At 60.9% G+C, this 16,485-nt stretch carries 15 protein-coding genes; 3 read left to right on the top strand and 12 right to left on the bottom strand.

Annotated features, from left to right (window positions below; genetic code table 11):
* Positions 1 to 18: 18 nt before the first annotated feature.
* From DM872_RS18245 to DM872_RS18230, 4 genes are all read right to left on the bottom strand, one after another.
* Positions 19 to 573, bottom strand: a complete 555-nt coding sequence (locus DM872_RS18245) for a magnesium transporter (protein WP_179060798.1) — start codon at positions 571 to 573, stop codon at positions 19 to 21.
* Positions 574 to 763: 190 nt separating this feature from the next.
* Positions 764 to 943: a hypothetical protein gene (locus DM872_RS18240; RefSeq protein ID WP_028626729.1), complete on the bottom strand. Its 180-nt coding sequence runs from the start codon at positions 941 to 943 to the stop codon at positions 764 to 766.
* A 92-nt stretch (positions 944 to 1,035) separates the two neighbouring features.
* Entirely contained in the window at positions 1,036 to 1,245 is a 210-nt protein-coding gene (locus DM872_RS18235; protein WP_069082902.1) for a cold-shock protein, read from the bottom strand.
* 402 nt (positions 1,246 to 1,647) lie between these two features.
* Positions 1,648 to 2,562 carry a LysR family transcriptional regulator gene (locus tag DM872_RS18230; RefSeq protein ID WP_179060797.1) on the bottom strand — a complete coding sequence of 305 codons (915 nt, stop codon included), beginning with the start codon at positions 2,560 to 2,562 and terminating at the stop codon, positions 1,648 to 1,650.
* A gap of 130 nt (positions 2,563 to 2,692) precedes the next feature.
* Here DM872_RS18230 and DM872_RS18225 point away from each other — a divergent pair, with 130 nt between their 5' ends.
* Positions 2,693 to 3,451: an SDR family NAD(P)-dependent oxidoreductase gene (locus tag DM872_RS18225; protein ID WP_179060796.1), complete on the top strand. Its 759-nt coding sequence runs from the start codon at positions 2,693 to 2,695 to the stop codon at positions 3,449 to 3,451.
* 195 nt (positions 3,452 to 3,646) lie between these two features.
* Here the strand turns inward: DM872_RS18225 and DM872_RS18220 are convergent, their stop codons facing one another.
* The gene (locus DM872_RS18220) at positions 3,647 to 4,534 is read right to left on the bottom strand and encodes a neutral zinc metallopeptidase (protein WP_179060795.1); all 888 of its coding nucleotides are present in this window, start codon (positions 4,532 to 4,534) and stop codon (positions 3,647 to 3,649) included.
* Between the two features lie 147 nt (positions 4,535 to 4,681).
* Between DM872_RS18220 and DM872_RS18215 the strand changes: the two genes are divergently transcribed.
* Both DM872_RS18215 and DM872_RS18210 read left to right on the top strand, forming a co-directional pair.
* Entirely contained in the window at positions 4,682 to 5,986 is a 1,305-nt protein-coding gene (locus DM872_RS18215) for a sensor histidine kinase (protein ID WP_256873430.1), read from the top strand.
* A gap of 4 nt (positions 5,987 to 5,990) precedes the next feature.
* Positions 5,991 to 6,905 carry a response regulator gene (locus tag DM872_RS18210; protein ID WP_179060794.1) on the top strand — a complete coding sequence of 305 codons (915 nt, stop codon included), beginning with the start codon at positions 5,991 to 5,993 and terminating at the stop codon, positions 6,903 to 6,905.
* A 21-nt stretch (positions 6,906 to 6,926) separates the two neighbouring features.
* Here DM872_RS18210 and DM872_RS18205 read toward each other — a convergent pair whose 3' ends face one another.
* The 7 genes from DM872_RS18205 to DM872_RS18175 form a co-directional block, all read right to left on the bottom strand.
* Complete coding sequence (locus tag DM872_RS18205) at positions 6,927 to 7,955, bottom strand: GlxA family transcriptional regulator (protein ID WP_179060793.1); 1,029 nt, start codon at positions 7,953 to 7,955, stop codon at positions 6,927 to 6,929.
* Between the two features lie 164 nt (positions 7,956 to 8,119).
* The gene (gene gabP, locus DM872_RS18200) at positions 8,120 to 9,529 is read right to left on the bottom strand and encodes a GABA permease (RefSeq protein ID WP_179060792.1); all 1,410 of its coding nucleotides are present in this window, start codon (positions 9,527 to 9,529) and stop codon (positions 8,120 to 8,122) included.
* Between the two features lie 327 nt (positions 9,530 to 9,856).
* Complete coding sequence (locus DM872_RS18195) at positions 9,857 to 11,350, bottom strand: aldehyde dehydrogenase (protein WP_179060791.1); 1,494 nt, start codon at positions 11,348 to 11,350, stop codon at positions 9,857 to 9,859.
* Complete coding sequence (locus DM872_RS18190) at positions 11,343 to 12,254, bottom strand: dihydrodipicolinate synthase family protein (RefSeq protein WP_179060790.1); 912 nt, start codon at positions 12,252 to 12,254, stop codon at positions 11,343 to 11,345. The genes DM872_RS18195 and DM872_RS18190 overlap by 8 nt, the downstream gene beginning before the upstream one ends.
* Positions 12,255 to 12,328: 74 nt before the next feature.
* A complete protein-coding gene (locus DM872_RS18185; protein WP_179060789.1) occupies positions 12,329 to 13,657 on the bottom strand; it encodes an MFS transporter in 1,329 nt (442 codons plus the stop codon).
* Positions 13,658 to 13,833: 176 nt separating this feature from the next.
* Complete coding sequence (locus DM872_RS18180) at positions 13,834 to 15,153, bottom strand: NAD(P)/FAD-dependent oxidoreductase (protein ID WP_179060788.1); 1,320 nt, start codon at positions 15,151 to 15,153, stop codon at positions 13,834 to 13,836.
* Between the two features lie 318 nt (positions 15,154 to 15,471).
* Entirely contained in the window at positions 15,472 to 16,422 is a 951-nt protein-coding gene (locus tag DM872_RS18175; RefSeq protein WP_179060787.1) for a LysR substrate-binding domain-containing protein, read from the bottom strand.
* Positions 16,423 to 16,485 lie beyond the last annotated feature (63 nt).

Raw genomic sequence — 16,485 nt, 5'->3', positions numbered from 1 at the left:
CGCCGCCGCGAGGTGCCGCTACATCATCTTGCGCAATTGATGCAGGCGGTGTTGCAGGTTCTCGGCCCAGTCTGGCGTGGCCTGGCCCATGCCGGCGGTCCTGAGCATCGGATGGTGGCTGACGACGCGGGCGAGAATCGGTTCCTGGGTGGGTTTCACGTCGACGAAGAACACATGCTTGCCTTCGTCCAGCGTGCGCTGGAAGCGTTTCACCACGGCATTGGGTGTCTGGATTCCGAACAGGCTGCCTTCCCAGACGCTGAACCCGAACAGGGCGATGGCGAGGAAGATAAAGGGAATCCAGCCGGCGGCGGTGCCGGTCCAGCCGCTGAACCAGGCCACCAGCATCACCATGGCCGCCAGGGCCACGCCGATGCCGACGCCGATCATGCCGGAATGCACCATGTCGCGCTTCATCACGGAGGAGACGTCGTGGAGATGGTAATGCTCGACGTCGGCATCGCGATCACTGAGCACATGGATCTGCTCGTGGTCGATGCCCTGCGCTTCGAGTTCGTCTTCGACCCTTTCCAGGTCTTTGAGATTGTCGCTGATGTAGTAGTGCCGCTGCATGGGACACCTCCCAGCTGGCTGACGCCGGCCCCCATCCGACCGTTACCCCCGGTTTCCGGCCGCATTCGGCCTGTGGGGAAGTTTAGTCGGGCGAGATTCATTGCAAGCGGCATCCGCCCATCGGCAGGACGGAGCGGTGACGCCGGGCGGCAGGTCTGGCACCTGTCCGCCCCAGGGCGCCCAGAGGGTCTTACTTGTTGCCGATGCGGATATGGCGGCTCGGCGCGACCTGGGCGCTGACGCCCTTGGCGATTTCCTGGATCTCGCCACCCTTGTTCAGGAAGGCGGCAATCTGCGCTTCCAGGGCTTCGCTGCTGGTGGTGGCTGCCGGCGGCTTGGGGGTGCTGCTGTGGGAGGTCTTGATGCGCATATCACTTCTCTGTACGTGATGGCCGGGGTGGGCCATTTGGAACGACTGAAAAAAAAACCGGCCCGAAGGCCGGTTCTTTTATCGGCTTGTGCTTACAGCACTTGCACTTCGTCGGCTTGCAGGCCTTTCTGGCCCTGCACAGCGATGAAGGAGACCTTCTGGCCTTCCTTCAGGCTTTTGAAGCCGGCGCTTTGGATAGAACGGTAGTGAACGAACAGATCGGGACCGTTATCGGTGGTAATGAAGCCGAAGCCCTTTTCATCGTTGAACCACTTGACGGTGCCGGTTTGGCGCTCGGACATTGGAATGTCTCCTAGAAACTGAGTTATTGCTGGGCTGGAACGTTCCAGCCTGTCACTGAGTGCAGAGAATCGGCAACCGATGAAAAGGGGACCGCTAAAGTACAGACCGTTTTCCGGTGACACATGCATCACAGCGCTCGACACAATACCTGTGCTTTCGAGGAATGCCTAACCTTTTATTCGCCAGCCGTCCGATCAGGACGTCCGATTACTCCTTGGGGCAAACCCTTGCTCACGCGTTGAAGGCGATACCGCAGCCCATCTGTAGGAGCGAGCTTGCTCGCGAACAACCCGGTGCAAGGCCTTTCGCGAGCAAGCTCGCTCCCACCAGCCGGTCGGTGAACCAGGCTGCCTCAATCAGGCCATCTACGACTCCAAGCACAACGGCCGCAACCGCTGTACCTACGTTCCCTGAGAAACGGGCGCGGTCTGGCCCTCAACCACCCGTTCCAGCCAGTCCATGAATGCGCGCGCACGCCGGGGTAGCCGGCGGTGCGCGTAGAGCAGGGTCACTTCCAGTGGCGGCGCCTGGAATTCCGGCAGGAGCGCCACCAGTTCGCCGCTTTCAAGGAGTTCGCGCACACCATGCAGCGGCACCTGGATCAGACCCAGCCCGCCCAGGCAGGCGGCGCTGTACGCCTCGGCATTGTTCACGGTCACGCTGCCGGCCATGGGCAGGTAATGCACCCTGCCGCTGGCCAGGTACTCGAAACCCGCTGGCCGGCTGCCCAAGACCGACACGTAGTGCACCAGCCGATGGTTCGCCAGATCCTCCAGCGAGCGCGGTACACCATGGGCGGCGAGGTAGGCGCGGCTGGCGACATTGACCACCGGGAAGGCGCCCAGGGGCCTCGCCACCAGCGACGTGTCCAGCAATGGCCCGACCCGCAGCACCAGGTCGAAGCCCTCACGTACTAGGTCCACCCGCCGATCGGTGCTGCTGACTTCCAGCTCGATTCCCGGGTGCAGATCGGCAAATTCGGCCAGGCGCGGCATTACCACCTTGCGTGCCAGGACCGTGGGCATGTCCACCCGGATGCGGCCTGACAATGCCGTGGCGTCCTGGCGGAACAAGCCCTCCAGTTCGTCCATCTGCGCCAGCAACTCGCGGCTACGCTCATACAACAACAAGCCGTCCTGGGTCGCTCGCACCTTGCGTGTGGTGCGTTGCAGCAGGCGCGTACCGATGAGTTCCTCCAGCGCCTGAATCTGGTCGGACACGGTAGAGCGGGGCAGGCCGAGGCTGTCGGCGGCCTGGGTGAAACTTGACAGCTCGCTGACCCGTACGAAGGTTCTCAGTAGCTCCAGCTTGTTCATCCGTGTGGCGCCTCCCTCCGGATTGTTCGTAATGGGCGATCAGTAATTCCGATTACAGATTATTTATCGGTCTTTGTCCGGACAATAAGCTCCTCACCACATCCACCACCTGCCACCCAGGAGCATTGCAATGACCCGCAAGATCGCACTCATCACCGGCGCCAGCCGTGGCCTCGGCAAAAGCATGGCGCAGCACCTGGCGGCCCAGGGCATCGACATCATCGGTACCTACCACAGCAAGCTGGAGGACGCCGAATCCCTCAGCCGCGAAATCATGGACCTGGGCGGACATGCCGCGATGCTTCAGCTGGACGTGAGCAAGAGCGCCACCTTCGACGCCTTTGCCGCCAGCCTGGGCCGGCTGCTGAAGGCCGAGTTCGGCCGCGACGACTTCGACTTCCTGGTGAACAACGCGGGCATCGGCATCCATGCCAGCTTCGCCGAAACCACCGAGGAGCAGTTCGACCAGTTGGTGAACGTTCAGCTCAAGGGGCCGTTCTTCCTCACCCAGAAACTCCTGCCGCTGATCGCCGACGGTGGGCGCATCCTGAATATCTCCACGGGCCTGGCGCGCTTCGCACTACCGGGCTATGCCGCCTATGCGGCAATGAAAGGCGGCATCGAAGTGCTGACGCGCTACCAGGCCAAGGAGCTGGGTGCGCGCGGCATTTCCGTGAACGTCCTGGCCCCCGGTGCCATCGAGACCGATTTCGGTGGCGGCGTGGTGCGGGACAATTCCCAGGTCAATGCCTTCATCGCCGGCAATACCGCCCTCGGACGCGTCGGCTTGCCGGAAGACATTGGCGCAGCCGTGGCCATGCTGCTTTCCGACGCGGGTCGCTGGATCAACGGGCAACGGGTGGAAGCTTCGGGCGGGATGTTCCTTTGAGGAGGAGGCGCGCGTATTTCGACAGGTAGGCGACGCGCCTCAATCGGTGGGTTCGTAAGCGTAGCTGGACACGCTCGGGAGTGGACGTCGCCTTATAGGCGACGATTCCTTGCGAACTACCCGACCAGCACGGGCGCTTGCCCGACTGCTACGGCGTTTCATCAGACGTTGGAGCGTGTGAAGGAGGTAGATTCACTACTGCGCAATCCCCGTAAACAGCTGCAAGCATCGTTGCGGGTCGCCGGTTTCGATGCCGGTGTGCAGCCACTTCTGGCGTTGCTCGAAGGTGCCGTGGGTGAGTGGGTCGCGCATGGGGGCTTTGCCCGGGATGGTGGCTTGTTCCTTTCCATAGGTCATGACCGCCTGCAGCATCTTGTCCACCTCTTCGGGTTTCACCCAGGCGTATTTCTTCTGGGCGTAGCTGGCCCAGCTGCCAGCCAGGCAGTCGGCCAGTAGCTCCTGGGCGACCACCAGGCCTTCCGGTCCGGAGAGTTCGACGCCGCCTTCCTTCATATCCTTGATCCAGCTGTTGACGCCCACGAGGTTCTGCATGTGGTGGGCGACTTCGTGCGCCACGACGTAACTTCGCGCGAAGTCGCCGACATCAGGCGATTTCTTCTGCAGGCCGTCGAGGAAGTCCAGGTCCACATAAAGGCTCTTGCTGCCGGGGCAATAGAAGGGGCCGCTGGCCGCGCCGACGTCTTTGCAGGGGTACTCGACCTTGCCCCGATAGGTGACTAGCTTGGCCTTCTTGTAGGAGTAGTCGCCACGGGCGAGGAACTCGCCCCAGATGTCTTCGATGCTCTCCATCATCAGCTCGACCATTTCCTGCGAGCTGGCTGGTGCCTGGACAGGGGCGGGAACTGGCGCGGCGGCAACCGGTGCGGAGGGGGCTTCGATGCCATTGCTCTCCGGGAAGATCGGTGGGGGCGGCTTCAGGCGCTCGAACAGCTGCGCGGGGCCGAATGCCAGGTACAGCGTCACGCAGACCAGCGCTACCGCCATGAGCAGCCAGGCAAGGATTCGCAGCAGGCGGAGCAGCAGACCTTTGCGGGGGCTCGGGGTGGCGGCTTTTTCGGGCATGGTGATGGTTCCTGTTGGCGTCGAGATTCAGTGTTGTCGCTACTTCGCTTCCTTGCCATTTGTTTCTTGCATGAGACGCCTGTCACATGATGGCAACCTGATGCTGCTTGAATGCGCTGCACTCAAATGTCGCCCGGAGAACCGCTCATGGCAGCCGCAAGCAGTCTGGCTCGCCTGCTCAAGACCGTGGAGCCGCTGGCCCCGGAAATGAGTATCAGCGATGTGGCTGATCGCCTGCTGACGCCCGAGCACAAGGCGTTCCTGTCGCTACCTGTGGTGGACGCGCAGGGCAAGCCGCTGGGGCTGGTCAGCCGCTATACCTTGCAGGACATCTTCATGCAGCGCTTTGGCCGCGACCTCTGGGGCCGCCGTCCGGTGGGCGACGTGATGAATCCGGTGCCGCTGACCGTGGCGCTCGCTTCTGGCCTGGAGCCGGCGGCCAAGCAGGTCACCGCGCAATTGCAGTACCCCATTACCGAAGATTTCATCCTGGTGGACGAGCAGGGACGCTACCTGGGACTGGGTACGGTGCTTGATTTGCTGAAAGCCATGGAGCTGCGCGTTGCCCAGCGCAACCGTGTACTGCGCCAGGCACTGGTGGACCTGAAGGAGTCCCAGGCGCAACTGGTGCAGTCGGAGAAGATGGCATCCCTCGGCCAGATGGTGGCGGGCGTCGCCCATGAGCTGAACACGCCGCTGGGGTATGTGAAGAACAACGTGCAGCTGATGGAAGAGCTGACCACACCGTTGTTCGCCCTGGCCGCGAGCCAGGCTGCCTTGGCCTCTTGCCTGGAAGACCCGAACTGTGACGAACAGCGGCTGGCTGAAGCGCTGGAACGAGCCGCCGCCAGCCGTGAAGCAGCCGCTCCCGAGCTGCTGGTGGACGACTTGCGACAGCTGTTCGGCGACACGCTCTACGGCCTCGACCAGATCGCCGAGCTGGTGTCCGGACTCAAGGACTTCGCCCGTCTTGACCGTGCCATGAGCGAGGAAGTTGACCTCAACGATTGCATCCGCAGCGCCTTGCTCATCGCCCGCAATCACATCAAGGACAAGGCCGAGGTTTTCCAACTGTTGGGTGAGCTGCCGCGTATCGCCTGCGCGCCGTCGCAGATCAACCAGGTGCTGTTGAACCTTTTCACCAACGCGGCCCAGGCCATGGATGCACCGGGGCGCATCCAGGTGAAGAGCTGGGCCGACGACGTCCATGTCTGCATCTCCGTGCAGGACAGCGGTCGGGGCATGCCGCCGGAAGTCATGCAACGCATCTTCGACCCGTTCTACACCACCAAGCCGGTGGGGCAGGGCACGGGATTGGGGTTGTCCATCAGCTACAAGATCATTCGCGACCACGGCGGCAGCATCCGCGTGGCGTCGGAGCCGGGGCGCGGAACGCGCTTTCTCATCAGCCTGCCGCGCAGTCAGGCGGTCGAACTGAAACGGAGTGCCTGAGCCCATGACCTCACCTGTCCGCATCCTCTTCGTCGATGACGAGGAGCGCATCCTGCGCAGCCTGGCGCTGCAGTTCCGTCGCCAGTACGAGGTGATCACCGAGAGCGATCCGCTGCGGGCATTGGAGCGCCTGAAGGAAGAGTCGGTGCAGATCATCGTCAGCGACCAGCGCATGCCACGCATGAGCGGCGCTGAACTGCTGGCCCGCTCGCGAGAAGTCGCCCCGGAGTGTCTGCGCATCCTGCTTACCGGTTATTCGGACCTGGACGCTGCGGTGGAGGCCCTGAACAACGGCGGCATCTTCCGCTACCTGACCAAGCCCTGGGACCCGCAGGAAATGGCCTTCACCTTGCGCCAGGCAGCGGAAATCGCCGAGCGCCAGGCCAGTGCGCCGGTCACCGCCGCCACCAGCGACCTGGCCGCACCGCTGAACCTGCTACTGCTCGACGACGACCCGGAAACGCTGCATTGCGTCGAAGCCTTCTGCCAGGCCGGCGGCCATCGGTTGATACGCGCCCACAACTTGAGCGAAGCGCTGGTGACGCTGAACCTGGAACCCGTGGACCTGCTCGTCAGCGACCTCAAGCTCGGCGGCGAGGACATGGCGCCGCTGCTGAAATCCCTGGCCCAGGCCCATCCGCGCCTGCTCAGCCTGGTGGTGACACCATTCCGCGATACCCAGGCGCTGCTGAAGCTGATCAACGAAGCGCAGATCTTCCGCTACCTGCCCAAGCCGATTCGTCGGGGGTTGTTCGAGAAGGGCCTGAAGGCTGCAGCCGAACAGGCTTTTCTCTGGCGTTCCCAACCCCTTGACCTGGTCCCGCGTGTGGCCGAGGTGCCGAAGGAGGCCGGCGAAAACCAGCGTGTCGGCAGCATCCTCGGCATGCTGGCCAGGTTGCGGGAGCGGGTGATCGCCTGACCCGCGAGGCCCTCGCGCCTGCTATTTCGTGGATTTCACATGGCCGTGTCGAACTTCCCTGGACGGGGAGTAACCATAAAACGCGGCGTAGCACTTGCTGAAATGACTGGCGGAGGCGAAGCCGCAGGCAACGCTGACCTCCGCAATGGGTAGGTCTGAGTATTGGAGCAGGCGGCGGCTCTCGGTAATACGCAACTCCAGATAGAAGCGAACCGGCGTGGTTCCGAGTTGCTGCTGGAAGAGTCGCTCCATTTGCCGCTTGGAGCGGCCGACATAGCGCGCGAGCTGGTCCTGGGTAAGCGGCTCCTCGATGTTCGCGCTCATCAGGGTAATCGCGTCGCGGACCGGTTCGCTCATCTTCTCGTGCAGAGACGGATGGACGCGTCGATAGCGTGATTCCTCGAACGCCAGGATATCGACAATAGCGTCGACCAGCCCGCGGCCATGCAGGAGGTCGATCCATTTCAAGACCATGTGGAAGGCACCCGTCGGACTCGCGGCGGTCAGCCGGTCGCGATCCACGACAAAGCTCTCGCACGTCACTTGGCTGCTCTTGGCCAGCTCAGCGAGAGCGGCCCGATTTTCCGGATGCACCGCACACTTGTAGCCATCGAGCAACCCGGCCTGCCCCAGGAACCATGCGCCATTCCAGAGGCCGGCGAGGGCGACGCCCCGGTCCTTTGCCACGTGCAGCACGTGTGTCAGCTGCGGCGAAGCACATAGCGTTGTCCGAAGCCCCCCACACACAACAAGCAGATCGAGTTCGCGCAAGAGCTCGCCGTGAAGTGGCGAACTCGGCGAAATCACCAGATCGAGGTCGCTGGCTACTGACGTGCCATCCAGCGTGAAGGTTTTGGTGGAGAACGCACCTGCGCGAATCAGGTTGGCGGTCACCAGGGTGTCGAGCGCTTGCGTGAAGGCCGGGAGAGAAAAATGCTCGAGCAGGACGAAGCCCACTCGAGCTTGAGGTAACTGCTCATCCTTGTGTTCACCCACAAACCGGAGGTTCCGTCCCTGCAAACCGTCGCTAAAAAACCTCCGCTCTCTCAATCTCTTCCTCGTTCAATTTCAACTGGTTCGACTCTTCAGCATCTGGGCTGGCCCGCATCATCTGGCCGGGCACAAGCCCGGAAGCAGGAAACGCCCAGGCGTTATCGCCTGGGCGCTTCGAGTCCGACCCGGAGTGGATGTACCCCGGTGTGTAGTGGTTCAGATCAGGCGGTTTTTCCTACTGCGCCGACCCGCTCGGGTTGGTGGTGCTGTCGTTTGGTGGTGATGCCGATCAGCATGATCATGACCGCCAGGCCCAGGGTCGAAGTCACTTCGAGGCGGTGCTGAGGCATGACGAACATCACGCCCAGGGCGAAGACGATGAAGGCGATGACCGCCCAGGTCAGCCAGGGGAACAGCCACATCTTGAAGGCGATTTCTGCATTCTGCTTCTGCAGCATCGAACGCATGCGCAGTTGGGAAAACGCGATCACCAGATAGACCAGCAGGGCGATGGAGCCGGAGCTGGCCAGCAGGAACGCAAAGACTTGAGCGGGTGCGAAGAAGTTCAAGGCGGTCGTCAGCATACCGATGAGGGTGCTGGCGATGACGGCGGCGCGGGGTACGCCTGCTGCGGAAGTCCGCTGGATGAAAGCGGGCGCATCGGAACGCTTGCCGAGCGAGAAGATCATGCGGGAGGAAATGTAGATCGACGAGTTCAGGCAACTGGCGACTGCCACCAGCACCACCATGTCGACCAGGAACTTGGCGTAGGGGATGTTCATGATTTCCAGCGCGCGCTGGTAGGAACCCTGGACCGGCAGCAGCGGGTCATTCCACGGCACGACTGAGATGATGACGAAGATCGACAGGAGATAGAAAACACTGATTCGCCAGATCACGGAGCGGGTAGCCTTGGCGATGTTCCTGGCAGGGTCGCTCGATTCGGACGCCGCAATGGTCACTGCCTCGGTACCCATGTAGCTGAACATCGTCGTCAGCAGGGCACCGATGATTGCGGTCCAGCCATTGGGCATGAACCCACCGTGCTCCAGCGTCAGGCGCTGCAGGCCGCTTACCTCACGATCAGGCAGGATTCCGAGAAGAGCACTGGCACCCAGCGCGATGAAGGCCACGATCGCGATGATCTTGAGCATCGCGAACCAGAATTCGAACTCGCCGTACTTCGCCACGCTGAAGAGGTTTGTCGCGGTGAGCAGCACGGTCACGCCAAGTGCGAAGAACCAGGTCTCGACCTGGGGAAACCAGTTGTTCAGCACAACGCCTGCGGCGATCGCTTCAATGGGAATGACCAGGACCCAGAACCACCAGTACAGCCAGCCGATGGTGAAGCCGGCCCATCGGCCGATGGCCCGGTCGGCATAGGTGGAGAACGAACCCGTATCGGGGCTGGCTACGGCCATTTCTCCCAGCATGCGCATGACCAGCACGACAAGGGCCCCGGCCAATGCATAGGCCACGATTGCGGCAGGGCCGGCAGATGCGATGGCATGGCCTGAGCCAACGAACAATCCCGCGCCGATGATGCCGGCGATGGAGAGCATGGTTATGTGGCGAGGCTTGAAGCCTTGCGCCAGCTCGCTGCTTGCGCTTTCCGCTCGGGTGATAGTCATTCTGATCTCTTCTCTTGGACTTGTTATGGAGACGCGAGGCTGCCACCAGATCGCTGGTAACTCATTTCGCCGCTCGACTCGGCGGCGCACCAGCGCTGACACTCATTTCTGGCAAGCATCACGCGAGGCCAACATAGTCCACGTGGAGCGGAGATCGGTTGGTCCTACTCGCCACCGCGTTGAGGAAAAACGACATCGATTTGTGTACGCGCGGCATGGGTGGCGCTCGTCCATGAGCGATTGGCTGCTTGGGTGCGGTCATGCAAAAAATCCCCGACTCGACCACCGCGCAGAAGGCGGTGGCGAATCAGGGCAATCGACGCGCCGTTACTCAGCCGCGTTGATCCAGATCGTTTTCAGTTCGGTGTACTGGTCATGGGCCCAGATCGACTTGTCGCGACCGCCGAAACCGGACTCCTTGTAACCGCCGAATGGGGTCGAGGCATCGCCTTCACCGAAACAATTGACGGTGACCACGCCGGCACGGATCTCCCTCGACAGGCGCAGGGCATTGCGCAGGCTGCCGGTGTAGGCCGAAGCGGCCAGGCCGTAGACGGTATCGTTGGCCAACTCGATCGCCTCATCGATGGTCGAGAAGCTGGTGACGCTCAGTACCGGGCCAAAGATCTCCTCGATGAACAGGCGGCTGTCGCGAGACACGCCGTCGATGATGGTCGGCTGCACGAACACGCCCGAATCGGTCTCGCCACCCTGCACCACATTGAGTTTCTGCTCGGTGGCGTATGCCAGGTAGGAGCGAACCTTCTCGAAGTGCGACTTGCTGACCATAGCGCCCAGGCGATTGTCCGGGTCCAGCGGGTCGCCGAGTTTCCAGTCCTTGAGGTGCTTGACGATCAGCGACAGCAGCGCGTCCTTGACGTCCTTGTGGACGATCAGGCGCGAGGACGCCGAGCAGTTCTCGCCCATGTTCCAGAACGCACCGGCGGTCACGAACTGGGCGACTTCGTCCAGGTTCTCGCAGTCGTTCATGACCACCGCCGGATTCTTGCCACCGAGTTCCAGAACGATGCGCTTGAGGTTGGACTCGGCGGCGTACTTCAGGAACAGGCGGCCGGTGTCGGTGGAGCCGGTGAAGCTGACCATGGGGATGTCCATGTGGCGGCCAATGGCCTCGCCCACTTCACGCCCACCACCCGGGACGAGGTTGAACACGCCCGCAGGAATACCCGCCTCATAGGCCAGCTCCGCCACACGCAGGGCGCTCAGGGTGGTTTCCTTGGCCGGCTTGACCACGATCGAGCAACCGGCTGCCAGCGACGGGGCGATCTTCCAGGCGAGCATCAGCAGCGGGAAGTTCCACGGCAGCACCAGGCCGACCACGCCGATTGCTTCGCGCACCACCATGGTCACGGCCGCGTTGCCGGTCGGGGCGGTGCAGTCGTAGATCTTGTCGATCAGCTCAGCGTGCCAGCGGATGGTGTGGATGGTTTCCGGCACGTCGACGTTCTGGCACTCGCTGACCGGCTTGCCGCTGTCCAGCGATTCGAGCACCGCCAGTTCATGGGCGTTGTCTTCCAGCAGTTGGGCGAACCTGAGCAGGATGTGCTTGCGCTCGCCGGGCTGCAGTTTCGACCAGCGGCCGTCCTCGAAAGCCTGCTTGGCGGCGGCCACGGCCACATCGACATCCTGCACGTCGCAAGCGGCGATCTCGGCCAGTACCTCGCCGGTGGCCGGGTTGGTGGTGACAAAGGTACGGCCTGACAGCGCCTTGCGGAACTTACCGTCGATAAACGCCTGGGTACGGAATTCCACTTTGGCGGCGATTTCCGCGTACTGTGCCTTGCTCAGCAATTCAGCCATTGTTGGAACCCTCGGTGATTTTCGCGATGTTGCGCTTGAGAACACTGAGAACCTCTTGCAGCGCTTGTTTCTCCTCGCTTTCGAGCGGCTGCATGGGCGCGCGCACGCCACCGGCGCGCAGACCGATCAGCTCGCAGCCGTGCTTGATGGACTGCACGAATTTGCCGCTCTCGAGGAAGTCCATCAGCGGCATCAGTTCGGCCATGATGCGGCGGCCCTTGTCGAAGTCCTTCTCGATCACGCAGGCCTCGTACAGGGCTACGTGTTCACGGGGAATGAAGTTGGAGCCGGCGCAGACCCAGCTGCGTGCGCCCCAGGCGAAGAATTCCAGTGCCAGGTCATCCCAGCCGCAAGAGAGGGCGATGTCGGGGTGTTGCACGGCCAGGCGATGCAGGCGGGCGGTGTCACCCGAGCTTTCCTTGATGGCTTTGATGTTCTTGCAGTCAGCCACCTCGGCGAAGAACTCGTCACCCATGCCGACGCCCATGCGGGCGGGGTAGTTGTAGAGCATGATCGGCAGGCCAGCTGCGCGGTCCACGGCGAGAACGTGGGTGGCGATTTCCTTCTGCGTCGGCAGGGCGTAGGGCGGCGAGCCAACCAGCAGTGCGTCGGCCTTGATGGCCTTGGCCGCTTCGGCGTAGGCGATCGACTCCTCGGTGCGGACGGCGCCGGTGCCTACCACCAGCGGCAGGCGGCCATTGATCACGTCCTTGGCGTGCGCGGCGAGGTCGAAGCGCTCCTGGGCGGTGTGGGCGTAGTACTCACCTGTGGAACCGCCGATGACGATGCCGTGAACCTTCGATTCGATCAGGTGTTCCAGCACTGCGGCGAAGGCCGACTTATCGATGCTTCCGTCCGCTGTAAGGGGGGTGATTGCCGGGGTGAAGATACCGTCAAAGTTCACGATGCATTCTCCAGGGTGTTGAATGTTGAATGTTCACCGAGTCCCGGTTCATTCCAGGGATCGGCGCATTGTTTTCACGTTAGAGAGGCCGCCTGTTGCAGGTTGAGCGAGCGGGTTTCCGGGGCAAGGGCCAGTGCGAACAGCAGTCCGACCAGCGTTACAAGTGCGGCGGCATACATGGTCGAGGCGATGCCGAAGGTCTGCAGGGAGATCGGCACGAGGTAGGTGCCTACCGCAGCGCCAATGCGCGACAGTGAGGTCCCGATGCCGACGGCGAAGGTCCGAATCTCGGTGGGGAAGAGTTCGTTCGGATAGACCAGGGTCAGGACCTGCGCACCGCCGATGAACAAGGCGTACGTACCGAACAGGAACAGAATCAGCAGCTGCGAACTGGAGTGGTAGATGCCCAATCCAAGCAGTGCGAGGCCGGACCACAGGAAGCTGTAGATCAGCATGCTGCGACGTCCGATGGTGTTGATCAGGCGGGTCGCGATGATGCAACCCAGTACGAAAAGCAGGGTAATCGCCACTGAGCCAAAGGAAGCCCAGTCACCCTTGAGGTTAAGCGCCTGCAGGACCGTGGTGGCGAAGGCGTAGACGGCGAAAACCGGGATGACCGAGCAGGTCCAGAAGGCGGTGACGAACAGCATGCGTTTGCCGTATCCGGAATGGAGCAGGTTCCAGAACGAGAGCTTCTTCCGTTCCTGCTGCTCGGGGAGATTCAGTAGAGAAAAGTCGGGCCCGTATACCTGCTTGATGACGCCCTCAGCCTCGGCAATGCGACCTTTGCTGAGCAGCCAGCGGGGCGACTCGGGAGTGCCGATTCGCAGCAGGAAGAGGAGGGCGCCAATCACCGCAGCGCTGGCCAGGACCAGGCGCCAGGCCTCATCGCCACCGACCCGCAGGATGATTTCACCCACGATATAGGCAGCCGCTGCACCAGCGAACCAGAGGATAGTCAGCGTCGCCAGCCGCGGGCCGCGATACTTTTTCGGCAGGAACTCGACCAGCAATGCCGTGGCGACCGGATACTCGATACCTACGGCCACGCCTATGAGAAGGCGCAGGGCGAACAAACCTTGGGCGGAGTCAACCCAGTACTGGGCGAGCGACGCGATCATGAACAAGGTCGGCCCGACGAAGAATGTTTTCTTGCGTCCGAATCGCTCACTCAGCCAACCGCCGAAGAACCCACCAAAAAAAATGCCGATCAACGCCGAGGCGGCAATCAAACCCTGCCAGAAGCTGCTGAGGCTCATTGCCGAAGTGACTTGCACCATGACAACGCCGATGATGCTGAGCACATAGCCGTCAACAAACGACCCGCCGCCTGATCGAAGGGTCAACAGCTTATGAAAGCCGTTGATGGGGACGTCTTCGATAGACGTACTAGGAATTATCATTATTTTCTCCTGGCTTACATGGTTTTTGCGTAACTTCAGGCGGAGCTGATCCTCAAGGCTGATATCTGATTAGCTCCAGAGATTGCCAAGTCGCCTGAATTGAAAGTGGCTTGCCATCGCGGGGCTGAATGCCAATTGATGATTGGGTTGGATATTCCCGGTAAAACTGTCGCTGCCTAGCTTTCTTTCCCGGCGCGATACTGTCCCCATTTGAGGTTCAGGTTTACGCCAACAGAAAGGAGAGGTTCCGGCGGGTTCATGTTTGGGCCGGGAGCGTTCAGCAAGAAGTCAATCAGTTCGCTCTTTTTTCCGGCCAGCCAGTCAGCCAGCAATTTCCCGGTGACGGTCCCTCGGGTGACACCAAGACCGTTGCAGCAGAGGGCGCCATAAACATTGTTGGCTAACTGTCCGAAGTACCCCATGTGATTTCTCGACAGAGCCAGTGCGCCGCCCCAGGTATATTCGAATTCAACTCCGGGCAACATTGGGAATCGACTTTCAAATGACGCACGGTGTCGACTGATGAACCGGTCGATAAACTTTTTATTGCTACGCCCATCAGGGTTGAAGCTGAAACTGTTGCGAATCAGCAAGCGGTTATCCGGCGTACGCCGAACTGTCGTGCCGAACGGGTCGGCGGGAATGACCCCCCAGAACGGTTTTCCACCCAGTCGCGCCTGCTCGTCGGCGCTGAGCGGGCGAGTGATGCTGGCGTAAGTGAAGATTGGCAGCATGCGGCCCTTGAGAAAGCCGAAGCTCATGCCGAAGGCGTTGTTGGTGAGGACGAGCTTATCGGCGGTGATGCTGCCACAGGCGTGAGTGAGGACGACTTTATCGCCGTATTCGACCTCGGTGATGGGCGTGTTTTCGAAGAGGCTGACATTCCCCGGGAGGCTGTCGGCCAGCCCTTTCACCAGGGCAGAGGGTTGAATCAGTACCGTTCCAGGAGTGAACAGGGCTTTACGGTAGAAGTGTGTACCGATATGCGCTGGAAGTTCGTCGGCCTCGATCATTTCATAGGCCTGACCCAACTTGTCCAAGCCACGCCTGTAAGCATCCAGTACGGCAATGCCACGATCTTCGATGGCCGCCTGGTACTTGCCGCAGGCTTTCATCTGACAATCAATGTTGTGCTGCTCAACCAGGTCCTTGAGCAAGGACTGTCCGGTGAGATTCAGTTTCAAACTGATTTTGGCGGTGTCGATATCACCGATGTAATCCTCGGCCCCTATATCGTGAGGGAGATCTATGGCAAAACCGGCATTGCGGCCTGAGGTGCCGAATCCGACTTCCTGAGCTTCGACAAGAATGATTTCTTCATTGGGGAAGTTGAGCGCCAGTTGCCGGGCGGCGGCAAGCCCGGTGAATCCCGCTCCCACTACAACCCAACGTGCGGAGCTCTTGCCGAAATGGCCAGGCCTTGGCTGACGAGGTTTACTGAGGTGGTACCAGCCACAGCTCTTGTCGTCGGCAGGTAAAGACGTGATTTTTGTCATTTCATAGACCTAACTTTCTTATTTCAGCTTGGTAAGCATCTCTTTCACGAGATGAGCACGCTGCCAACTTGTCATCGTTGATGTTCGGCGCCCGTTGGATGGGGGTCGGAAAGAAGATTAATGACAGGGTCAGGTCATCAACAAGCAACATTTAGGGGTGGCAATCGATGATCGGAGGTTATGGATTGTCGAGGGAAGATAGAAACGAAAAAACCCGCACTTGGCGGGTTCTTTGGTGAATATCAAACGTTAACTATGGCAGTGTTTCTTTGGATCTTTAATTGATAAATAGTGAGGGGAAACGATAACGCCAGGTCATCAGAGCTGTGCAATCAGCCAGTCACGCAGGCGGCAGCAGGCTTCGTCACTTTCCTTGTCTTCGTTGAAGGTCAGGTAATGCAGGGCGTCCTTCAGCACCAGCTCCTGCTCGACCGGCCGGACCAGCAACCCTTGATCAACCAGTTGACCTACCAGGTGGTTCCAGCCGAGCGCGACACCTTGATCATTCCGGACCATCTGTATGAGCAAGGTGTAGTCGTTGGCGTTGAAGAAGTGCGGGCCGTTGGATGGGCGTGCTTCGAGATCGATATCGTTGAGTGCCAGCCAGACCTTCCAGTCGACATGTTCGGCGACCTGCGAGCGACCGTAGGGGCTGAGATTCAGCAGCACGGTATCGCGAAGCCCCTCCAGGGTGGATATCTCCGGGTGCTCCGCGAGGTACCTCGGCGTACAGACCGGGTAGATCACATCGTGCATCAGGGGATAGCTGCGATACCCCTCGCGGATCTTGGCCATTTTGGTGATGAAGATGTCCGGACGCACGCCGGGCTCCATCGATAGGAAGTTCTGCGTCGTAATCAGGTTGAGGTCAACGTCCGGGTTTGCGCTGAAAAAGCTTGGCAAGCGCGGCGCCAGCCAGTGCGCCGAGAACGCAGGTGAGCAGCAAAGGGTGAGCACGCGTCTGGACGTGCTCTTGCTGCGGATACGCTCGGCGGCCTGGGAGATGTTGACGAAAGAAAGCTGCACCGCATCGAAGAAAATCGAGCCGGCTGCAGTGAGTTCCACGGCCCGACCCTCGCGCTTGAACAACTCGGCGCCCAGATAGGTTTCCAGCTCGCGAATTTGCCTGCTGATCGCCGCCTGTGTCACGCACAGGGCCTCCGCCGCACGTGTGAAGTTCTGGTACTTGGCCGCCGCAACGAAGGATTTCACGGCGCGAAGCGATGGCATCTTGACCAGTGTCTGGTCGGGTTCAGTGTGCTTAACCATAACTACAAGTAATCAAGATCCTGAATAAAAAGTCGGTTCTGCCGACCGGGGACCTCACCCTAG

The sequence above is a fragment of the Pseudomonas taiwanensis genome (assembly GCF_013393345.1).
Classification (GTDB): domain Bacteria; phylum Pseudomonadota; class Gammaproteobacteria; order Pseudomonadales; family Pseudomonadaceae; genus Metapseudomonas; species Metapseudomonas resinovorans_C.
The sequence above is the reverse complement of the archived record's forward strand: the minus strand, read 5'-3'. Positions and strand labels throughout refer to the sequence as shown.

What these genes read in the sequence shown, in the direction of transcription:
- DM872_RS18195 (WP_179060791.1), bottom strand. Translation starts at nt 11,350, where the DNA reads ATGGCTGAATTGCTGAGCAAGGCACAGTACGCGGAAATCGCCGCCAAA.
- gabP (WP_179060792.1), bottom strand. Translation starts at nt 9,529, where the DNA reads ATGACTATCACCCGAGCGGAAAGCGCAAGCAGCGAGCTGGCGCAAGGC.
- DM872_RS18240 (WP_028626729.1), bottom strand. Translation starts at nt 943, where the DNA reads ATGCGCATCAAGACCTCCCACAGCAGCACCCCCAAGCCGCCGGCAGCC.
- DM872_RS18225 (WP_179060796.1), top strand. Translation starts at nt 2,693, where the DNA reads ATGACCCGCAAGATCGCACTCATCACCGGCGCCAGCCGTGGCCTCGGC.
- DM872_RS18230 (WP_179060797.1), bottom strand. Translation starts at nt 2,562, where the DNA reads ATGAACAAGCTGGAGCTACTGAGAACCTTCGTACGGGTCAGCGAGCTG.
- DM872_RS18210 (WP_179060794.1), top strand. Translation starts at nt 5,991, where the DNA reads ATGACCTCACCTGTCCGCATCCTCTTCGTCGATGACGAGGAGCGCATC.
- DM872_RS18245 (WP_179060798.1), bottom strand. Translation starts at nt 573, where the DNA reads ATGCAGCGGCACTACTACATCAGCGACAATCTCAAAGACCTGGAAAGG.
- DM872_RS18175 (WP_179060787.1), bottom strand. Translation starts at nt 16,422, where the DNA reads ATGGTTAAGCACACTGAACCCGACCAGACACTGGTCAAGATGCCATCG.
- DM872_RS18185 (WP_179060789.1), bottom strand. Translation starts at nt 13,657, where the DNA reads ATGATAATTCCTAGTACGTCTATCGAAGACGTCCCCATCAACGGCTTT.
- DM872_RS18220 (WP_179060795.1), bottom strand. Translation starts at nt 4,534, where the DNA reads ATGCCCGAAAAAGCCGCCACCCCGAGCCCCCGCAAAGGTCTGCTGCTC.
- DM872_RS18235 (WP_069082902.1), bottom strand. Translation starts at nt 1,245, where the DNA reads ATGTCCGAGCGCCAAACCGGCACCGTCAAGTGGTTCAACGATGAAAAG.
- DM872_RS18215 (WP_256873430.1), top strand. Translation starts at nt 4,682, where the DNA reads ATGGCAGCCGCAAGCAGTCTGGCTCGCCTGCTCAAGACCGTGGAGCCG.
- DM872_RS18180 (WP_179060788.1), bottom strand. Translation starts at nt 15,153, where the DNA reads ATGACAAAAATCACGTCTTTACCTGCCGACGACAAGAGCTGTGGCTGG.